The sequence below is a fragment of the Pseudomonas imperatae genome, from assembly GCF_057128625.1.
Map to the genome: position 1 here is coordinate 66,283 of NZ_JBSKHP010000025.1, position 18,407 is coordinate 84,689.

The following is an 18,407-nucleotide window of genomic DNA, read 5'->3' on the forward strand; positions in this document are numbered from 1 at the left end:
CTCAATGCTGCTCCTGGGCGGTGTCGATGCTGGCGACCACCGACATGCCGACGCGCAGTTTTTCCAGCTCGGGCTGGCCGGCGTCGAAGACGATTTTCACCGGAATGCGCTGCACCACCTTGGTGAAGTTGCCGGTGGCGTTGTCCGGGGCGATGGCCGAGAACGACAGGCCGGTGGCCGGTGCCACGCTGTCGACGTGGCCGGTGAAGGTGCGGTCGGGGAAGCTGTCGACGTGCACGCTTACGGTCTGGTTCAGGTGCATGTGCGCCAGCTGGGTCTCGCGGAAGTTGGCCACCACGTAGGCGTCCTTCAACGGGACCACCGCCAGCAGCGGCTTGCCGGGCGCCACGTAGGCCCCCACGCGCACCGAGCGCTGGCCGACCATGCCGTCCTGGGGCGCGGTGATGCGCGTGTACGACAGGTTGAGGTTGGCCTGTTGCAGCGCCGCCTGGTCCTTGGCCAGCTGTGCCTCGGCCACTTCGCGCTGGGCCTTGAGCACTTCGAGGGTTTTCTGCGCGGCCACCTTGGCGGCGTCGTCGCGGTCGCGGGCGGCCTGCCAGCCCTGTAGGTCGGACTCGGCCTTCTGCCGTTCTTCCTGGGTGCCGGCACCGGCGTTGGACAGGTTGCGGTAGCGCTGGGCGTTGGCCTGGGCGAAAGCCAGCGAGGCGGCGGTGGCGCGGATTTTCGCCGTGGCCTGGTCGATCTCGGCGCCCTGGCGCTCAATGCCGGCAGCCAGGTTCTTCAGCTGCGCCTGGGCGGCGTTGACGTTGGCCGTGGCCGCAGCCTGGGCGGCCAGGTAGTCGCGGTCGTCGATCTGCGCCAGCAGCTGCCCGGTGCGCACCGCCTGGTTGTCGGCCACGGCCACCTGGGTGACCTGGCCGGCCACGCGCGGCGCCACCAGCACCGAGTCGGCGTTGATGTAGGCGTCGTCGGTGCTTTCCAGCGAGCCGTGGCTCAGCAACCGGTAGGCCCCGTAAGTGCCGCACAGCAAGATGGCGACGGTGATCAGCGAAATGGCGGTTCTATGCTTCATGGGGATACCGGAGGTTGCGGTGGATAGGCGCGTTTGGGCAGGGTCAGCAAGACAAGCAGCAGCACGGCGATCACGGCGATCAGCGCCAGGAACGCGTCGCTGGCGGTGAGCACCAGGGCCTGGGCGTGCACGCGGTGGGCCAGGCCGGTGGCGTCCAGCAGCGGCTCGAGGCCCTGGCGGACGCTGCCCAGGCGGTCGAGCAGCACGTTGGAGTGCAGGTGTTCGCGGGCGGTGACGAAGTTTTCCAGGGCCACCGCGGCCAGCACCGAGAACAGCGCGCGCAGGGTGTTGACCATGGCCGAGGCGAACGGCCCTTCCATGGGGTGGATAACGCCGGTGGCGAGCATCAGCAGAGGCACCACGATCATCGGCTGGCCAACCGCGTGCAGCGCTTGCAGCCAGTAGAAGTCGTCGCGAATCCAGGCGCCGGTCAGCTGCGCGCCGCCCAGGCAGGCCACGGTCAGGATGGCCAGGCCGGCAGCGATCACGTAGCGGGCGTCCACCCAGTTGCGGTTGATCACCGTGGCCACCAGCGGCGCCAGCAGCAGTTGCGGCAGGGCGATGCTCAGGGCCAGGGGCATGGTCTGCAGTGGTCGGTAGCCGTGCACGCCGGCCAGGTAGGCGGCGGGAATGGCGCTGCCGGCCAGGCTGACGAACATGAACAGGGTGAGGGTGGTGATGCCGAAGGCGAAGTTGCGCCGTTCCAGCAACTGCAGCTTGAACAGCGGCAACGGGTGGAACCATTCGTTGAGCAGGAACAGCGGCAGGCACACCGCGGCGCCCAGCAGCAGCCAGCAGATCAGGCTGGAGTCCAGCCAGTCCAGGCGTTCACCCTGGGTCAGCGCCACCACCAGCATGCTGATGCCGCCGCAGCCCAGCAGGGCGCCGCGCCAGTCGAGCTGCTTGAACCGTTCGAGGCGCAACGGGTCCTGCGGCAGGCCGAAGGCAATGCAGGCCGAGCCGACCAGGCCGGCGGGGATGATCTGCCAGAACAGCAGGCGCCAGTCGGCGTTTTCGGTCCAGAGCGAGGCCAGGGGCATGGCCACGTTGGGGCCGAAGGTGGCGGTCAGGGCGTAGGCCGACAGCCCGTACAGCTTGATGTGCCACGGCAGGAAGCGCAGCGCCACGGTCATCAGCAGCGGCGGCAGGCAGCCGCCGGCCAGCCCTTGCAGCACCCGCAGGGTGAGCAGGCTTTCCAGGTTCGGCGCCAGCGGGCACAGGGCGCCACACAGGCTGAACAGCAAGGTGACGACGATGGCGAAGCGGCGCAGCGAGAAGGTCACCGCCAGCCACGGCGCAATCAGCATCGCCGAGACTTCGGCGGCGCTGTAGGCCGAGCTGATCCAGGTGCCTTCGTCGTGGCCCAGGCCGAACACGCCCAGCACGTCGGCCAGGGCAATGTCGGTGGCGCGGTCGTTGATGCCCGAGGTCAGGGCGGCGATCAGCACGCCGACCAGGCCGATGGCCAGGCGCCAACCGAACGGCGTGGGGGCGGGTGGAGGAGCAGGTGCGGACACGAAAGATTTCCCGAGACGCGAGCGAGTAAGAGTGCGATAATTGGTACAGTGTACTGAGCAGCGATACAAGAGGCAATCCAGTGACCACGACAGACAACGACCGCACCGGCATTCAGGTGATCTCCCGCGCTGCGGCCATCCTGCGCTGCCTGGAAAACGAACCGGCGGGCCTGAGCCTGGGCGCCATCGCCAAGCGCATCGAGCTGCCGCGCTCCACCGTGCAGCGCCTGGTGGACGCCCTGGCGCTGGAGCAGCTGTTGGAAGTGCGCGGCGCCGGCGGCGTGTGCCTGGGCCCGGCGCTGATGCGTCTGGCCACTCACAGCCACGTGGACATTTCGCAGCTGGCGCGGCCGTTCATGGAAGACTTGTCGCGGCTGACCGGCGAGACCGCGGTGCTGCTGCACGCCAGTGGCGCCGACCTGCTGTTGCTGCATTCGGTGGTCTCGGCGAGCGAGCTGCGGGTGTCGCCGGGCACCGGCAACTTCCTGCGCATGCACGCGTCATCCGGCGGCAAGGTGCTGTTGGCACGCAAGAGCGACGAGGCGGTGCGCGAGCTGCTGCAAGGGCAGATGGAGCAGCTGACCCCGGCCACCCTCGACCTTGAGCAACTGCTGGCGCAACTGCCGCAGATTCGCGCCGAGGGCTTCGCCTACGACCGCCAGGAGCATGTGCAGGGCGTGGGCGGCATCGCCACTTTGCTGGACACGCCCCAAGGCAACTACGCCATGACCGTGGTGGGCCCAGCGTGGCGCATCGAGCAGCACCAGGCGCGTATTCGCGAAGCGCTGGGGCGCGTGCGTGACGAACTGAGCAACGCGCTGCACAGCAAGGGCTGAATTATTGCAACTTCGGCAACAGTGCTTGTCAGCCCTTGAGGTTTATTCCCGCTGGGGAAGTTGTATTCTATATATGTCCCCGCTGAAACATGAAACAGCGGTGACAGGTACTTCGTGTTACACAATGAGTTCAAAATATTGTGTAACAACTTCTTCCAGCCCCAAGCCGGCAAATGAAGTCAATCAGCGTGATTGCTTTAAAGGCCCTTTACCATGAAAACTCTTGTGATTGCCGCACTGGTCGCGTTCTCGACTGTTGCCGGCGCTGCTACTCTGCCTGCTGCCAGCAATAACAGTGTGCAGGAATATACCTACGGTACCCACCTGGATATCGCCAAGGTGGTGAGCATGACTTCGATTCCCGACGTGTGCGAAGTGGTACCGGCGAAGATGACTTACCTGGACCACCAGGGCGAACGCCACACCATCGAATACCGGGTGATGGGCAACGGTTGCGAGAACAACTGATGCCTGGCCGCCGAGCCCTCGCGCAGTGAGCGGGGGCAGCGGGCCGTGACGTGGCCGTGCCCAGTGTAGTAAGGTCCACGCCAATTATTGCCCGCGGAGTGTTCGCTTGAAATCCCTTCCCTTGAAACCGCTGTATGTGGCTGGCCTGCTGACGCCTTTCTGGCTGGCAGTTGCCTTGCTGATCCTGGGCAGCCTGTACCCGGACTACAGCCAGTTTGAACAGTCCATGAGTGTATTGGGTGCGGTGGATGCGCCGACACACTTTATTGCGCCGATCATTAATAACTTTCCGCTTGGTTTGTTATTCATTTTGTTTGGGGTTGGTGTTTACAAGACATTTCCACAATCGGCGTGGGGCCGTGTCAGCGGCCTGTTGATTGTGCTGCATGGCCTGGCCAGTTTTGTCACCGGTGACTTTGCCTGTGATGCCGGGTGCAGCCTTGACGATCCGTCGGCCGCCCAGCAGGTTCACCATATTGCCGGCCTGGTCATGGCCTGGAGCCTGATCGCTGCCGGCGCCATCTGGGTGCGCCTGGGCCTGCGCCTGGAAGGCTTCCGTGGCCTGGCGTTCCTTTCCATGGCGTTCACCCTGGTGGCACTGGTGACCCTGCCTATGGTGGCCATTTCGGCGAAGAACCTCGTGGGGCACGGCCTGTACGAGCGGGTGAACACCTTCGCCTCGGCCATCTGGACCGCCATCTTCGCGGTCGTCCTGCTACGCCGCAAAGCGTAGTCGTAGCAGCGACCGCAGGCCGCGTCCATGGCACCGCGGTGGTGCGGGACGCGGCCTGCGGCCGCTGCTACAGGGTGTCCAGGGCTTGGGTGATGTCGTGTTCCAGGTCCTCGACGTCTTCGATTCCCACGCTCAAGCGCACCAATCCTTCTGTCACCCCATATTGCCGCCGAATGTCCTCGGCCACCGCGCTGTGGGTGGTGGAGGCGGGGTGGCAGGCCAGCGAGTCGGTGTCGCCCAGCGACACCGCCTGGGTCACCAGGGTCAGGCTGTCGAGGAAGGTGCGCGCGGCGGCCTTGCCGCCCTTCAGCTCGAAGGCCATCAACGCGCCAAAGCGGCTCATCTGCCGCCGGGCCACGGCGTGGCCGGGGTGGCTGTCCAGGCCAGGGTAGAACACCGTGGTCACCGCCGGGTGGGCGTCCAGCAGTCGGGCGATGCGCTCGGCGCTCAGCGACGCGGCTTCCACCCGCAGCGGCAAGGTCTTCAGGCCGCGGATCAGCAATGACGCCTCGAAGGGGCTCAGGCAACCGCCGAACTGCTTCAGGCCCACGCCGCGAATCTTCTCCACCAGCGCGCGGCTGGCCACCACCACGCCGCCGGTGGCATCGCCATGGCCGCCGATGAACTTGGTGGCCGAATGCACCACCACGTCGATGCCCAGGCTCAGCGGCTGGGTCAGGCAGGGGGTGGCGAAGGTGTTGTCGGCCACGGTGACGATGCCGTGGGCGCGGGCGATGCGTGCGGCCTGCGCCAGGTCGACGATGCCGAGCATGGGGTTGTCCGGGGTTTCGGCGAAGATCAACCGGGTCTTGGGCGTGATCGCCGCTTCCAGCTGGTCCACCGTGGCCACGTGCAGGGAACGCACGCCAAAGCGAGGCAGCAGGTTGCGCATCACCCCTTCGGTGCCGCCGTACAGGGTGCCGACGTGGATCAGCTCGTCGCCGCTGGACACCAGGGCCAGCACGCTGGCGCAGATGGCGGCCATGCCGCTGGCGAAGGCCACGGCGCTTTCGCCACCCTCCAGCGCGGCCATCTTGCCCTCCAGCGCGGCCACCGTCGGGTTGGCGAAGCGGCTGTAGATGAACCCCGGGCTCTCGCCGCTGAAGCGTTGTTCGCCGGTGTCGAAGTCGCCATAGGAATAGGCCGAGGCGGTGCTGATCGGCGTGGCGACGGCGCCGGTGCTCGGGTCGGGCGTTTGCCCGGCGTGGACGGCGAGGGTGCGGATCCCCAGGGTGCGCGCGGTGTCCTTGGCCATGTCTGGCTCCTTCAAGACGTTGTCCTGTCAGAGAGTAGACCGCGCGGCGTGGTATTCGTCCGTCAGCGCTGCCAGCAGTTCGGCGGCGGGCAGGGCGCGCGCCCTGGCGGCACCGGTGCCGGCCCAGTGCGCAGCGAACTCCGGCGAGCCGGCCTTGGCGGCGGCTTCAATCAGCTTCTTGCCCGCGTTGTAGGCAATGCCGAAGCCGGGCACGGGCGGATGGCCCGGCGCGCCCACCTCGAGCATGAAGCGGTTGACGATGCCCCGTGCCGGCCGCCCGGAAATCACCCGGGTGAACGCCGTGCGCCCGGCCCGGGCGCTGCCGAGCATCTGCCGGTAGGCCGGGTTGGCGGCGGATTCGGGGCACAGCACGAACGCGGTGCCCAGTTGCGCCGCCACCGCGCCCAGGGCCAGCACCTCGGCGATGTCGGCGCCATCCATCAGGCCGCCAGCGGCGATGATCGGCATGTGCAGGTGCTCGCGGAACAGGCGCACCAGGTCACGGGTGCCCAGTTCCTCGTCTGCGCCATGCTCGTCGAAGATGCCGCGATGGCCGCCGGCCTCGGCGCCCTGGGCCACCACCGCGTCGATCCCGGCGGCTTGCACCCGCAACGCTTCCTCCAAGGACGTGGCGCTGGCCAGTAGCACGATGCCGGCCTGCTTCAACGCGTCGATGCGCGCCTGCGGTGGCAGGCCCAGGTGCAGGCTGACGATGGGCGGGCGTTCGTCCAGCAGCACCTGCAATTGCGCTTCGTCGTCGTACAGGCTGCTGTAGATGTCATGCAACGCGGCAGGCGCCTGGGCGCCGAATTCGGCGAAGAACGGCTGCAGGTGCTCGAGCCAGGCGCCTTCCACCGTGCTGTCGGGCGTCGACGGCCGGTTGCAGAACACATTGATGTTGAAGGGCTGGTCGGTCAGTGCGCGCAGTTGGCGGATCATCGTGCGCCCCGCCTCGGCATCCACCGCGGCAATGGAAATGGACCCCAGCCCGCCGGCATTGCTGACCTGTGCCGCCAGCTGCGGCGTGGCCGTGCCGGCCATGGGTGCCTGGATGATGGGGGTGCGGATACCCAACAGCGTGCGTGCGTCCGTCATGATGCGGCCCTCCAGTGGTGTATGCATGCCAGCATCCTAGAAGCCGCGCAGTTATTAATAAACCCGCTCCCGCCACTAACTGACATGAACCCTGGGAATATCACCTGTGGGAGCTGGCTTGCCAGCGAGCTGTTGGGGCCCGAAAAGCTCGCTGGCAAGCCAGCTCCCACAGCGCAATTTTGTCCAATACCGGGGCGCAGGCTTCTGGCTCAATGGCGGCTTCTTTCACCTGCCTTGTGGACACGTTACATGCAGTTCTCCAGCGGTTTCCTGTTAAGCCTTTCCCTGTGCCTGGACATTGGCGTGGCCAATATCGCGATGATCACCCTGGCCATGCAGCGTGGCTACCTGCAAGGCTTCTGGCTGGGCGTGGGCACCTGTTTCGGCGACCTGGCCTACGCGATCCTGGCGCTGGTGGGCATGACCGTGCTGCTGCAGTACAGCTGGGTGCGCTGGGGCTTGTGGGTGGGCGGCTCGCTGCTGCTGGTGTATTTCGCCGTGAAGATGCTGCTCAGCGCTTGGCGCCATGACAGCGCTTTGCAGGCCAACGATCTAGCCACCGCCCGCTCGGGGTTTAAGGAGTTTGCCCGGGGCATCTTCCTGGCCATGTCCTCGCCCAGCGCCATCCTCTGGTTCGCGGCGGTGGGTGGCACGCTGATTTCCCGTTCGGGCGGCGGCGGGTTGCTGAGCGCCGGGCAGTTCCTGGCGGGGTTCTTCTGCGCCGGCGTGCTGTGGTGCGTGGCGATCTGCACGGCGGCCAGCCAGGGCGGCAAGCTGCTGGGGGACAAGTTGCTGCGCTATTCCTACCTGGCCTCCGCAGGGATTTTCGCCTGGTTCGCGGCCTATGTGATCGGCTCGGGCTACCAGGAGTTCATCGTTGGCCAGGCGGCGGTTTAAATAGTCCGCACGCCGCTGGCGCAGGTGTTATACCTATTAGAACCATCCACCCAACAGGGGAGTGCATAGCATGAAAGGCATGGATTCGAAAAAAGCGGCGAAGAAAAAACCAACCCGTACCGCTGAAGAGAAACGCGCTGAAAAACGCGCGAAGAAGTCGAACATTTTCGGCCACTGATCCCCCTGTAGCCGCTGCCGCCAGGCTGCGCTGGCCCTTTGCCCCGCTGGAGATCTTCGGTGTGGAGACAGGCCAGCGCAGCCTGCGGCAGCGGCTACAGGCGGCTTGTCTTGAAGGCCTGGGCATAGGCCTGCGGCGTCACGCCCATCACCTTGCGAAACGCATTGATGAAGTGGCTCTGATCGTAAAACCCCAACTCACCCACTATCTGCAGTGAATGCTGCTGGCGCCGCAGGCGTTTGCGCGCTTCCAGCAGGCGCAGTTGCATCTGGTACTGCAGGGGCCCCAGCCCGGTCTGTTTCTTGAAGCAGCGCACGAAGTGGTACTTGCTCAGGCCGGCCACGCCGGCCAGCACTTCCAGGTCCACCTTCTCCCCCAGGTTATCCTGCAGGTATTCCAGGCTGCGCAGCACGCTGGCGTGCTGTTCGCCGGCCTTGCCGGGGCCTGGCTGCAGCCACTGGCACAGCAGGTGGATGAAGGCCTCTTCCTGCTCGGCGCGGTGGGCGCCGGGGGTGCGGGCGAAGTCGAGGATGGCCCGTTGCAGCCCGGCGTGGTGAAACACACCCTGTTCGAAGCTGCTGCCGGCCAGGTTGTTGTCGCGCACCACCTGTTCCACCGCCTCGGGTGCCAGGTGCAGGCTGATGTATTCCACGCCCTGCGGGCTGAACTGCGAGGCCTGCATGGCCTGCGGGTTGTACAGGGTGATGGCGCCGGCGGGGGCTTCCAGGGCGCGGCCGTCGAGCCAGATGTGCTCGACGCCGGTGAGGTTGGTGCCCAGCACGTATTCGTCGTGGGTGTGGCGGGGGAAGCTGGCGGCCTCGGCGCGAACCCAGCAGGCTTCGACCACGGCGCCGGCGTGCCAGTCTTCGGTGATCAGGTTCATGCCGACTTTTCCGGGGCGCGGGAGGTCTGAACGTTAACGCAAGGGGGAATTGGCCCGCAAGCGGGGGATTCGCGGGGGGCTGTGACGCGGCCTCGCGGCCGCTGCTACAGTGTTTGCACACTCAGGATGCGAGGTATTCATGACAGGCATTGAACCCACCGGTATCGAACCGGTGCGCTACGAGCAGGGCCGGGCGATGATCATTGCCGGCCTGTCCGACCGCTTCACCCAGGACACCACCAGCGGCATCGAGGCGCTGTGGCGCGAGTTCGTGCCGTTCCTGGGCAAGGTGCCCGGCCAGTTGGGCCATGAAAGCTACGGCGTGTGCTGCAACCCCGACGGGGTGGGCGGCTTCGAATACATCGCTGGGGTGGAGGTGGAGACCGAGCGGGAACTGCCGCAGGACTTCCGCTGGATCAAGTTGGCGCCCCAGCGCTACGCGGTGTTCGAGCATCAGGGGCATATATCCGGGCTGGGCCAGACCTTCCAGGCCATCTGGCAGTTGTGGCTGCCCAATTCGGGCCTGGAAGCGGCCGATGCGCCCGAGTTCGAGCGCTACAGCGATGACTACGAGCCGGCCACGGGCAATGGCCGGCTGGAAATCTGGCTGCCGGTCAAGGACTGACCGGCAGTGGCGCTCACTGCCCGGCGGTGAGCGCGCGGCGGCAATCGTGGAACATGTCCAGGCCCGACTGGTACACGCCGGTCTGGATCTGGAACATGCCCAGCACCGAGTGGAAGATGTTGTCGTGGCTCAGGTCGCCCTCGTCCTGCTTGGCTTTCAGGCAGGCGCGGTCGATGCCTTCCTGGGCCAGGGTGTCCTTGCCGAACCACATCACCATGGGCACGTGGATCTGGGTTTCCGGGGCAATGCTGTACGGCGCGGCGTGTAGGTACATGCCGTTCTCGCCCAGCGACTCACCGTGGTCCGACACGTAGATCATCGAGGTGTCGTACTTGTCCTGGTTCTGCTTGAGCAGGTCGATGACCTTGGACAGGAAGAAGTCGGTGTACAGGATGGTGTTGTCGTACACGTTCACCAGCTCATCGTGGGTGCAACTACCCAGCTGGTTGGTGCGGCACACCGGCTGGAACGCTTCCTTGTCCTTCGGATAGCGGTCGTAGTATTCCGGGCCGTGGCTGCCGTCGGCGTGCAGGACGATGATGGCGTTGTCCTTCAGGCCGTCGATGTAGTCCTGCAGGCCCACCAGCAGCGACTCATCCAGGCAGTTGGTGCCGTCGCAGAACGGGCTCTTCTGGTCCTTGGGAATGTCGTGGTTGGGGATGCGCAGGCAGGTGCCCTTGCAGTCGCTGTTGTTATCCAGCCACACGGTCTGCACGCCGGCACGTTGCAGGATGTCCAGCAGCCCCTCGTAGGTCTTGCCCTTCTTGTCGCTGTAGTCGCTGCGCGGGAACATCGAGAACATGCACGGCACCGACACCGCGGTGGAGGTGCCACACGAGTGCACGCGGGTGAAGTTGAGGATGTCCTGCTTCTTCAGTTCCGGGTTGGTCTCGCGCTCGTAGCCGTTGAGCGAGAAATGGTCGGCGCGGGCGGTTTCACCGACCACGAAGATCATCAGGTTCTTCTTCGGCTGGGCCTTGGCCGCCGCGCTCATCACCGCATCGGTGCCCACTTGCTGCACCACCACGTTCTCTTTCACCGAGTAGCGCGACTTCGCCAGCTTGGTCACCGCGTAGATGTAGTTGCTGGGGTTGATGAAGTGGGTGAGCTTGTCCGGCTGGCGGAAAATAGGCCCGTAGGTGGAATAGAACGCCCCCACCGACACCGCGACCACCAACAGGCAGGCCACGGCCACCAGCACCTTGTTCAGCAGGCCGGGGAAGAACCGGCGGTATTGCACCGGCAGCCACCACACCAGCACCGAGGGGATGACGCCGAGCACCAGCAGGTAGCCGAACATTTTCGGGCTCAGCAGCGCCTTGGCTTCAGCCGGGTTGGTCTCGATGACGTTCTGGATCATCACCGTGTCGATGGCGATGCCGTAGTCGTTCATGAAGTATGCCGCTGCCGCCGAGGCCAGCGCCACGATGGTGATCACCGGCTTGAGCAGCGGGCGGAACGACACCAGGGTCAGCAGCAGGGTGAAGGTGGCCCACAGGAACAGCCCGAAGGACAGGTAGAAGCCCACGCGCTTGGGGCCTTCCAGGGTAATCAGGTTGGCCAGTGCCTCCCAGGTCGCCAGGTTGTAGAACAGCACCATGGCCAATGAAAACAACAATACCAGCCGTGTTGAACTGATCTGAAACCGTCTGCCCTGACTTGCCACCATCTTCACTGCTCCTCGCCTTTTGCCGTGCTGTTACAAAACGTGTGCCCATGCGGGCGGGAAAATCTAGCCGTCGAACCGTCAAAAAAACGTGAATATGCGTGCTGATTCAGCTGCGGTTCAACGCTGCTCTTGTTTTGGCGATGATCGCACGGGCTTGGGTCTTACTAGCGGGAATATTATTCCTAATTGCGCTTTCGCCCTTTGACGGGTTTGCCGCCATAGTGGCGTTTCCGGGTGTAAACGCCCGCCGACGAAGGAGAATAATAAAATGAGCCTTCACCCTCTGGACACGCCGCCGGCTGAATTCGAACTGTCCATCACCCGCCTGATCAATGCGCCGCCCAGCGTGGTGTTTCGCGCCTGGGTAGAGCCCGACCTGCTGTGCCAATGGTGGGGGCCCCACGGCATGACCACGCCGGTGTGCGAGATGCAGCTGTGGGTGGGCGGACTGTTCCGCACCGTAATGCGCGCCCCGGACGGCACTGAATACCCCAGCGAAGGCGTGTTCCTGGACATCCACGCACCCCACCGCCTGGTGTTCACCGACGCCTTCAAGCCCGGCTGGGTGCCCTCGGCGCGGGCGTTCATGACCGCGGTCATCAGCCTGGAGGACATCGACGGCAAGACCCGCTACACCGCTCGCGCCCTGCACTGGAGCGCGGCCGACCGCGAGGCCCACGAGCAGATGGGCTTTCACGATGGTTGGGGGCAGAGCCTGGACCGCATGGTGGAGGTGGTGTCGCGCCTGGTCTAGACCGGCATGCGGAAGCTGAACAGGGTGCCGGCCGCAGCGCTGGAGTGCACCTGCATCTGGCCACCGTGGGCCAGGGCAATCTGGTTGGCGATGTACAGGCCCAGGCCCAGGCCGCTTTGCGGCGAGCCGCTGGCCCGGCGTGAAAACGGTTGGAACAACTGGGCCATGATGGCCGCGTCGATCGGCGTGCCGTGGTTGTGCACGCTGAGCACGAAGTGCTGCTCGCGCAGCTCGGCGCTGACCGTGACCACGGCGTCTTCGGCGCCGTGGTAGATGGCGTTGGCCACCAGGTTCGACAGCAACTGCGCCACCCGGTCGCGGTCGCAGCGCACGTCCAGGGCCTGCTCGATGCGCAGGTCGATCCGGCGCTGCGGGTGCACCCGCTGCACCTCATTCACCACATGAGCCAAGGCCTGGGCCAGGTCCGGCCGCTGCTCGAGCTTCACGGTGATGCCGTTGCCCAGGCGCCCGCGGGCGAAGTCCAGCACGTCTTCCACCAACTGCGCGGCGCGCTGGCCGGCGGTGAGGATGTGCTGGATGATGCCGCGGCTTTTTTCATCCTGGGTCTTGCGCAACAGCAGCTCGGCACCTGCGCCGATGGCGAACAGCGGGTTGCGCAGGTCATGGCCGAGCACGGCGATGAACTGGTCGCGAAAATCGCCGATTTCCCGCTCATGGGTCAGCGCCGCCTCGGTCTGCTGGTGGCTGTCATCGTTTTCCATCTGCAACGCCACCACTCGGGCGAAGGACTCCATCATGGCCTGGATGGGGCTTTGCCGCAGGTTGGCCGGGCGCGGGTCGAGGGCGCAAATCGTGCCGAAAAAGCTGCCGTCGGTGCGGAACAGCGGCACCGAGATGTAGCTCTCAAATTGGTACAGGCGCGGAGTGTGGTGGTCACAGTACTGCGGGTCGGCGCTGGCCTGGTCGATGACGATGGCCTGGTGGTTGCTGTGGATCTCGTGGCACAGGGTGGTGGTCAGGTCCAGATCACCGCCCACGCCCAGGCCAAAGCCCAGGTCGTCGCGCACTGCGCACGCGGTCCAGTGGCTGTCGGTAACCCGCGCCACGGCGGCGAAGCGCAGGCCGGTGCTCTCGCAGATCACCTGCAGGATGGCGGGCACGGCCTTGATGCGGCCGATGGTGGCGATGTCGGCAGCAAGAGTATTCGCCATGGCGGTTCCACTGATAGATGAGCAAAAACTCAGGAAGCGCTGAATTTCCCAAAGTCTGGCCGGCAAGTCGAGCGATTTTCACCGTAGCAGCGGCTGCAGGCCGCGTCACAGGCGGCGCGGTGTGCGAGGTGTGGCGCCGACGCGGCCTGGCGGCCGCTGCTACGGTCAGGGGAGTTCGGGTACCCGTGGGGTCCTGCTAGGCAGGGCGCCGATGCCCAGCAGCGCCGTTAGCGCCTGCCGGTCGATGGGCCGGCTCATGAAGTAACCCTGCACTTCGTGGCACTGGTCGTTGCACAGCGTCTGCAACTGCTGCTCGTTTTCCACGCCCTCGGCGGTCACCGTCAGGCCCATGGCCTTGCCCAGGCTGATGATCGCCTGCACCACCGCCCGGTCGCTGTCGGTGCTTTCCAGGGCGGCGATGAAGCGCTTGTCGATCTTCAGGCTGTCGAAGGGGTAGGTGCGCAGGTAACCCAGGGAGGAATAGCCGGTGCCGAAGTCGTCCATGTTCAGCTTCACGCCCAGCTCCTTGAGGGCGGTCAGGGTGCCCAGGGCGTTCTCGATGTCGTGCATCATCACGTTTTCGGTCACTTCCAGTTCCAGGCGGTGGGCCGGTAACTGGGTCTGCACCAGGGCGTCGCGCACCTCGCGCACCACGTCGCTGCGGGCGAACTGCGCCGGCGACAGGTTCACCGAGACCATCAGCGGCGCCGGCCAGTGGCGGGCGGCATCGCAGGCTTCGCGCAGCACCCAGCGGCCGATCTGCACGATCAACCCGGTTTCCTCCGCCAGGCCAATGAAGGTGTCGGGGGCCAGCAGGCCGTGCACCGGGTGCTGCCAGCGCACCAGCGCTTCCACCGAGACGATCTCCATGCCGCACAGGCGGTAGCGGGGCTGGTAGTGCAGCACGAACTCCTGATTCTTCACCGCCAGGCGCAGGTCCTGTTCCAGTTGGCGGCGGTGCTGGATGCGCTCGCGCATGTGCGCGGAGAAATAGCGCCAGGTGTTCTTGCCGTCGGCCTTGGCCTGGTACAGGGCAATGTCGGCGCAGCGGATCAGCTCGTCCGGGTCCAGGCCCTGCTGCGCCGATTGCGCGATGCCCAGGCTGGCGCCCACGTGCAGCGGGTGCTCCTGGTAGTCGATGGGCTGGTGCAGGCTGTCGACCAGGCGGGCGCAGAAACGATCGATTTCCTGGTGCGTGCTCATGCCGTTCAGCACTAGCACGAACTCGTCACCGCCCAGGCGCACCACCAGGTCGCGCTCGCGGGTGCAGTCGCGCAGGCGCGCGGCCACCTCCAGCAGCACGGCGTCCCCGGCCAGGTGGCCAAAGGCGTCGTTGATGGGCTTGAAGCTGTCCAGGTCCAGCACCAGCAGGGTCACCAGCAGTGGGCCAGGCTGGCTGCGCAGCTGGTCGAAATACCCTGCCAACTGGTTGCGGTTGGCCAGGCCCGTGAGCGGGTCGTGCATCGACAGGTGCTGGATCTGTGCATGGGCGGCTACCTCGTCGGTGATGTCGCTGGCGGTGCCGCGGTAGCCGACGATCTGGTGGTCGCTGATGATGGCGCGGGCCGCCAGCCGGCAATAGCGCAACTGGCCGCCGTGGTCGCGGTAGGCGCAGCGCAGGCTGGTGGCGGCGGGGCTGTCGTCGAGGCTGTGCAGCCAGCCTTGCAGGGGCGTGGTCTCGCACTGCAGCAGCTGGTCGATGGCGCGATGCACCCAGTCCTGGCTGGTGTAGCCGGTGACGGCAGCGAAGCGTGCGGACAGGTAGTTGATGCGACAGTGCTGGTCGGTTTCCCAGATCCAGTCCGAGGCGGCTTCGGCCACGGCGCGGAAACGCTCTTCGCTGGCTTCCAGGGCGCGGTTGGTGCGGTGCAGCCGGGTGTAGCCGTCCTCGATCTGGCGGGCGGTGCGCAGGGCGTAGCGGAAGAACCAGGCCATCAGCAGGGCCAGCACCACGAAGGCGGCCACCAGGGTGGGGAGCACCTGCCACAGCAGCTGGTTGCCTGGCCGTGGCGCGGTCCAGGTCAGGTCATAGCCGGTGTCGCCCAGGGCCAGCCGGGGCTGATCGAGTGCACCGGTGGCGTGGCTCTGGATCGACAGGCCCTGCAGGCCATAGCTGTCACCCAGGGGGCGCAATTTGGCCGGGGTCAGCAGGTCGGCGAACAGCAGCACCGAGGTATCGGCGGGGGCCGGCTGCGGGCTGTCGTCGTCGGGCAGGATGGGCGAGGCGCTGAGCAGGGCAGGCCAGCCGTTGAACATCACCACGGCGCTGACGGCCGGCGCACCGGGCACGGCGGCCTGGGCCTGTTGGATCAGCTCGTGCAGTGGCGTGGCGATGAAATCCTTGATGGCCGCGTTGCTCAGCTGGCCCTGGTAGAGGGCGTACTTGGTGCCGCGGCTGTCCACCACGAACACGCCGTCGTAGCCATGCTGGCCAAACAGCGCCGGGCCCAGGTTGCGTTCGCCAAACGCCCATTGCCGGTCGACCGGGCCATTGAGGTGCTGGAAGGCGGTGTTCCACACGGCCAGGCTGCTGACCAGGTTGGCCGAGTTGGCCTGGCGGGTGTCCAGGGCCTTTTGTGCGTAGAAGGTCGACTTCTGCTGCTGGTCGGCATTCAAGCCGTTGGCGATTTCAATCAACATGCCCATGGCCGCCAGCAAGGTCAGCGCGAACAGGCACGCCACAATGGCCAGCAGCTTACGGGTAAACACCTGGTGTCGCGGCGCTGCGAGTGTGCTGTCCATGGATCAGGCGCATCCTTGTGGCACATGCCGGGGCGAGGGCGCACAGCATGAAGACGTCCTGATCTATAGAAGCAGCTGGATCCAGATTTGTTCCTGCCGATCGTCCGATTGTCGGGTCAGGTCAGCAATAACAGGTCGGCGGCGCAGATATTCACGCGGTTGCGGCCGGTGTTCTTGGCCAGGTACAGGGCCTTGTCAGCCTCGTCCAGCCAGGCGGCGGCGTCGCCCAGGTCCAGGCGGCAGGCGGCCAGGCCGATGCTCAGGCTGACGCGCAGCGGCTCCAGCTGATGGTGGCGGTAGGCGTGGAACACCAGGCGCAGGCGCTCCATGACCTCGCAGGCCTGGGCAATGGTGACGCCGGGCAGAATCACGCAGAACTCATCGCCGCCGTAGCGGCCGGCGAGGTCGGTGTCGCGCAGGTTGCGTTGCAGTTGCAGGCTCAGGTGGCGCAACACCTCATCGCCGACGATATGACCGAAACTGTCGTTGATGTCCTTGAAGTGGTCGATGTCGATCAGCGCCAGCACCGCCGGGGTGTGGTCGCGCTGGCATTTGCGAAACTTGGTGCTGAGCGCATCCTTCCAGGCACCGTGGTTGAGCAGCCCGGTGAGGCTGTCGGTGCGGCTCAGGGCGCTGAGGGTGCGCTTGTGTTCCGACAGCTGGATGGCCAGGCGGTAGCACACCCAGCCCACGGCCAGGGGGTAGAGGGTCAGCATGGGCAGGCAGGCCAGCACCTGGGCGGGGGTGGATTGCGGCGCCCAGCCCAGGCCGAACAGCGTCACCGCGGCAAGCATCCCCAACAACTGCGCCCCCAGGCCATGCAGGAACAGGCGCAGGCCGCCGCCGGCGACGTTGTTCATGGTGACCATGGACAGCAGGGTAATCGACGGTAGCGGGTTGAAATGCAGCACGGCGACCCAAAATCCACAGAACAGGGCGTCGCACAGCAGGTTGCGCCGCTCGGCCTCGAACGGCGCCTGGGCGTTGCGCGCCAGCTGATAGGCAATGTGCGGCCACACCAGGCCGTTCACGGCCAGCAGGGCCAGTAGCCAGGTGGGCGGTGCCAGCGGGTACACGCCTGCCAGGACGCTGATCAGGCAGAGGGCGGTGCCCAGTACTCGCGGTGCATAAATGCGTTTGGCAAACGACAACCCCTTGCCCGTGCGGTTTTCCATAAGTCGAGTTACCGGGCTGATTGCAGCCGTATTCTTGTACAGGGTGTTGGATTTTGTAGAGTTTGTGCGGTTTATCGCATAAATAATGTGGACATTGGCAGTGGCCTTGCAAGCCATTTCAACGGTTATTCGTTCCGTAGTGGCACTGGGACACGCGTTGTAACACCTAGGGGCTCCCCCGAGCCGGGTGTAGGGGTATTCTCTACAGCCGTGGGGCGCCTGCAATGGACGGCCTGGTGGCCGCCCCGATCCTCGGAGTACTGGTTATCATGAGTCAATCGTCATTGAACGCCGCCGAAGTCGCTGCCACCGGGGAAGCTGACGGCTCCCGGCGAGTGGGCGGCCAGTTCCGCAACGCCACGGTGCTGCCCCGTGACGGTTTTCTCAAGAAGCTGCGCATCGGCTTCAAGTACCTGCTGCTGCGCAAGCCGCCGGGCACCCGGCCGCATCAGCAAATACCTGTACACAACTTGGACAAACAGCAGTTGCTTGCATCACCCGATGCCAGCCTGTGGCGCCTGGGCCATTCCACTTTGCTGATGAAGTTGCGCGGGCGCTTCTTCATTACCGACCCGGTCTTCGCCGAGCGCGCCTCGCCGGTGCAGTGGGCTGGCCCCAAGCGCTTCCACCAACCGCCGCTGGGCATCGAGCAGCTGCCGCCCATCACCGCGGTCATCCTCTCCCACGACCATTACGACCACCTGGACGAAAGCGCGATTCGCCAGCTGGCCGACAAGACCGAGTGCTTCCTGACCACCCTGGGCGTGGGCGACCGCCTGATCGAATGGGGCATCCCGGCCGCGAAGGTACGCCAGCTGGACTGGTGGCAGGAGACCGAAGTGGCCGGCACGCGCTTCGCCGCGACGCCCACCCAGCACTTCTCCGGGCGCAGCCTGTTCGACAGCAACAGCACCCTGTGGGCGTCGTGGGTGATCATGGAGCCTGACCTGCGGATCTTCTTCAGCGGCGACTCGGGCTATTTCGACGGCTTCAAGCAGATTGGCGAGCGTTACGGGCCGTTCGACCTGACGCTGATGGAAACCGGCGCCTACAACGTCAACTGGCCCAGCGTGCACATGCAACCGGAGGAAAGCCTGCAGGCACACCTGGACGTGCGCGGGCGTTGCCTGTTGCCCATCCACAACGGCACCTTCGACCTGTCCTCGCACAACTGGGAAGAGCCGTTCCAGCGCATCGTGGCACTGGCCCGGGCACAAGGCGTGCCGGTGAGCACGCCGCAGATGGGTGAGCGGGTGAACCTGCTTGCGCCGCAACAGGGCGCGGCGTGGTGGGAGGGGTTACCAACCGGTGCTGCCGACGTAGCTACCAGCGCTTGATAGTGCTTGTGGGAGCTGGCTTGCCAGCGAGTTTTTTG

The 18,407-nt window shown here is 65.6% G+C and carries 16 protein-coding genes; 7 read left to right on the forward strand and 9 right to left on the reverse strand.

Features of this window, described 5'->3' with window-relative positions; translation table 11 throughout:
- Position 1 precedes the first annotated feature (1 nt).
- Positions 2-1,039, reverse strand: a complete 1,038-nt coding sequence (locus ACWKWX_RS25690) for an HlyD family secretion protein (RefSeq protein WP_483829264.1) — start codon at positions 1,037-1,039, stop codon at positions 2-4.
- Positions 1,030-2,550, reverse strand: a complete 1,521-nt coding sequence (locus ACWKWX_RS25695; RefSeq protein WP_483829250.1) for an MFS transporter — start codon at positions 2,548-2,550, stop codon at positions 1,030-1,032. The genes ACWKWX_RS25690 and ACWKWX_RS25695 overlap by 10 nt, the downstream gene beginning before the upstream one ends.
- An 80-nt stretch (positions 2,551-2,630) precedes the next feature.
- On the opposite strand from ACWKWX_RS25695, the gene ACWKWX_RS25700 reads away from it, so the two are divergent.
- The 3 genes from ACWKWX_RS25700 (at position 2,631) to ACWKWX_RS25710 (ending at position 4,587) form a co-directional block, all read left to right on the forward strand.
- The gene (locus ACWKWX_RS25700) at positions 2,631-3,386 is read left to right on the forward strand and encodes an IclR family transcriptional regulator (RefSeq protein WP_416426479.1); all 756 of its coding nucleotides are present in this window, start codon (positions 2,631-2,633) and stop codon (positions 3,384-3,386) included.
- Positions 3,387-3,599: 213 nt separating this feature from the next.
- Positions 3,600-3,854: a DUF2790 domain-containing protein gene (locus ACWKWX_RS25705; protein ID WP_416426477.1), complete on the forward strand. Its 255-nt coding sequence runs from the start codon at positions 3,600-3,602 to the stop codon at positions 3,852-3,854.
- A 136-nt stretch (positions 3,855-3,990) separates the two neighbouring features.
- On the forward strand, positions 3,991-4,587 hold the full coding sequence (locus ACWKWX_RS25710; protein WP_483829251.1) for a DUF998 domain-containing protein: 597 nt from the start codon (positions 3,991-3,993) through the stop codon (positions 4,585-4,587).
- Between the two features lie 67 nt (positions 4,588-4,654).
- On the opposite strand, the gene ACWKWX_RS25715 is transcribed toward ACWKWX_RS25710, so the two are convergent.
- Both ACWKWX_RS25715 and ACWKWX_RS25720 read right to left on the reverse strand, forming a co-directional pair.
- Positions 4,655-5,842, reverse strand: coding sequence for a trans-sulfuration enzyme family protein (locus ACWKWX_RS25715; RefSeq protein WP_483829252.1), 1,188 nt, complete (start codon positions 5,840-5,842; stop codon positions 4,655-4,657).
- Positions 5,843-5,869: 27 nt separating this feature from the next.
- Positions 5,870-6,937, reverse strand: a complete 1,068-nt coding sequence (locus tag ACWKWX_RS25720; protein WP_473006898.1) for an NAD(P)H-dependent flavin oxidoreductase — start codon at positions 6,935-6,937, stop codon at positions 5,870-5,872.
- 249 nt (positions 6,938-7,186) lie between these two features.
- Between ACWKWX_RS25720 and ACWKWX_RS25725 the strand changes: the two genes are divergently transcribed.
- Complete coding sequence (locus tag ACWKWX_RS25725; RefSeq protein WP_483829253.1) at positions 7,187-7,834, forward strand: LysE family translocator; 648 nt, start codon at positions 7,187-7,189, stop codon at positions 7,832-7,834.
- Positions 7,835-8,106: 272 nt separating this feature from the next.
- Here the strand turns inward: ACWKWX_RS25725 and ACWKWX_RS25730 are convergent, their stop codons facing one another.
- Positions 8,107-8,895 carry a helix-turn-helix domain-containing protein gene (locus ACWKWX_RS25730; protein ID WP_416426471.1) on the reverse strand — a complete coding sequence of 263 codons (789 nt, stop codon included), beginning with the start codon at positions 8,893-8,895 and terminating at the stop codon, positions 8,107-8,109.
- Positions 8,896-9,034: 139 nt separating this feature from the next.
- Between ACWKWX_RS25730 and ACWKWX_RS25735 the strand changes: the two genes are divergently transcribed.
- A complete protein-coding gene (locus tag ACWKWX_RS25735) occupies positions 9,035-9,520 on the forward strand; it encodes a GyrI-like domain-containing protein (RefSeq protein WP_473004274.1) in 486 nt (161 codons plus the stop codon).
- A 13-nt stretch (positions 9,521-9,533) separates the two neighbouring features.
- On the opposite strand, the gene ACWKWX_RS25740 is transcribed toward ACWKWX_RS25735, so the two are convergent.
- Positions 9,534-11,189 carry a phosphoethanolamine transferase gene (locus tag ACWKWX_RS25740; RefSeq protein WP_416426469.1) on the reverse strand — a complete coding sequence of 552 codons (1,656 nt, stop codon included), beginning with the start codon at positions 11,187-11,189 and terminating at the stop codon, positions 9,534-9,536.
- A gap of 268 nt (positions 11,190-11,457) precedes the next feature.
- Here ACWKWX_RS25740 and ACWKWX_RS25745 point away from each other — a divergent pair, with 268 nt between their 5' ends.
- Positions 11,458-11,943: an SRPBCC family protein gene (locus tag ACWKWX_RS25745; RefSeq protein WP_416426467.1), complete on the forward strand. Its 486-nt coding sequence runs from the start codon at positions 11,458-11,460 to the stop codon at positions 11,941-11,943.
- On the opposite strand, the gene ACWKWX_RS25750 is transcribed toward ACWKWX_RS25745, so the two are convergent.
- From ACWKWX_RS25750 to ACWKWX_RS25760, 3 genes are all read right to left on the reverse strand, one after another.
- Positions 11,940-13,115, reverse strand: coding sequence for a GAF domain-containing sensor histidine kinase (locus ACWKWX_RS25750; protein ID WP_416426466.1), 1,176 nt, complete (start codon positions 13,113-13,115; stop codon positions 11,940-11,942). The genes ACWKWX_RS25745 and ACWKWX_RS25750 overlap by 4 nt on opposite strands.
- Before the next feature lie 165 nt (positions 13,116-13,280).
- Complete coding sequence (locus ACWKWX_RS25755) at positions 13,281-15,857, reverse strand: bifunctional diguanylate cyclase/phosphodiesterase (RefSeq protein WP_483829254.1); 2,577 nt, start codon at positions 15,855-15,857, stop codon at positions 13,281-13,283.
- Positions 15,858-15,973: 116 nt separating this feature from the next.
- Positions 15,974-17,032 (reverse strand): diguanylate cyclase, encoded by a 1,059-nt coding sequence (locus ACWKWX_RS25760; RefSeq protein ID WP_416426463.1) that lies wholly within the window; start codon positions 17,030-17,032, stop codon positions 15,974-15,976.
- Positions 17,033-17,301: 269 nt separating this feature from the next.
- Between ACWKWX_RS25760 and ACWKWX_RS25765 the strand changes: the two genes are divergently transcribed.
- Positions 17,302-18,369, forward strand: coding sequence for an MBL fold metallo-hydrolase (locus ACWKWX_RS25765; protein ID WP_483829255.1), 1,068 nt, complete (start codon positions 17,302-17,304; stop codon positions 18,367-18,369).
- Positions 18,370-18,407 lie beyond the last annotated feature (38 nt).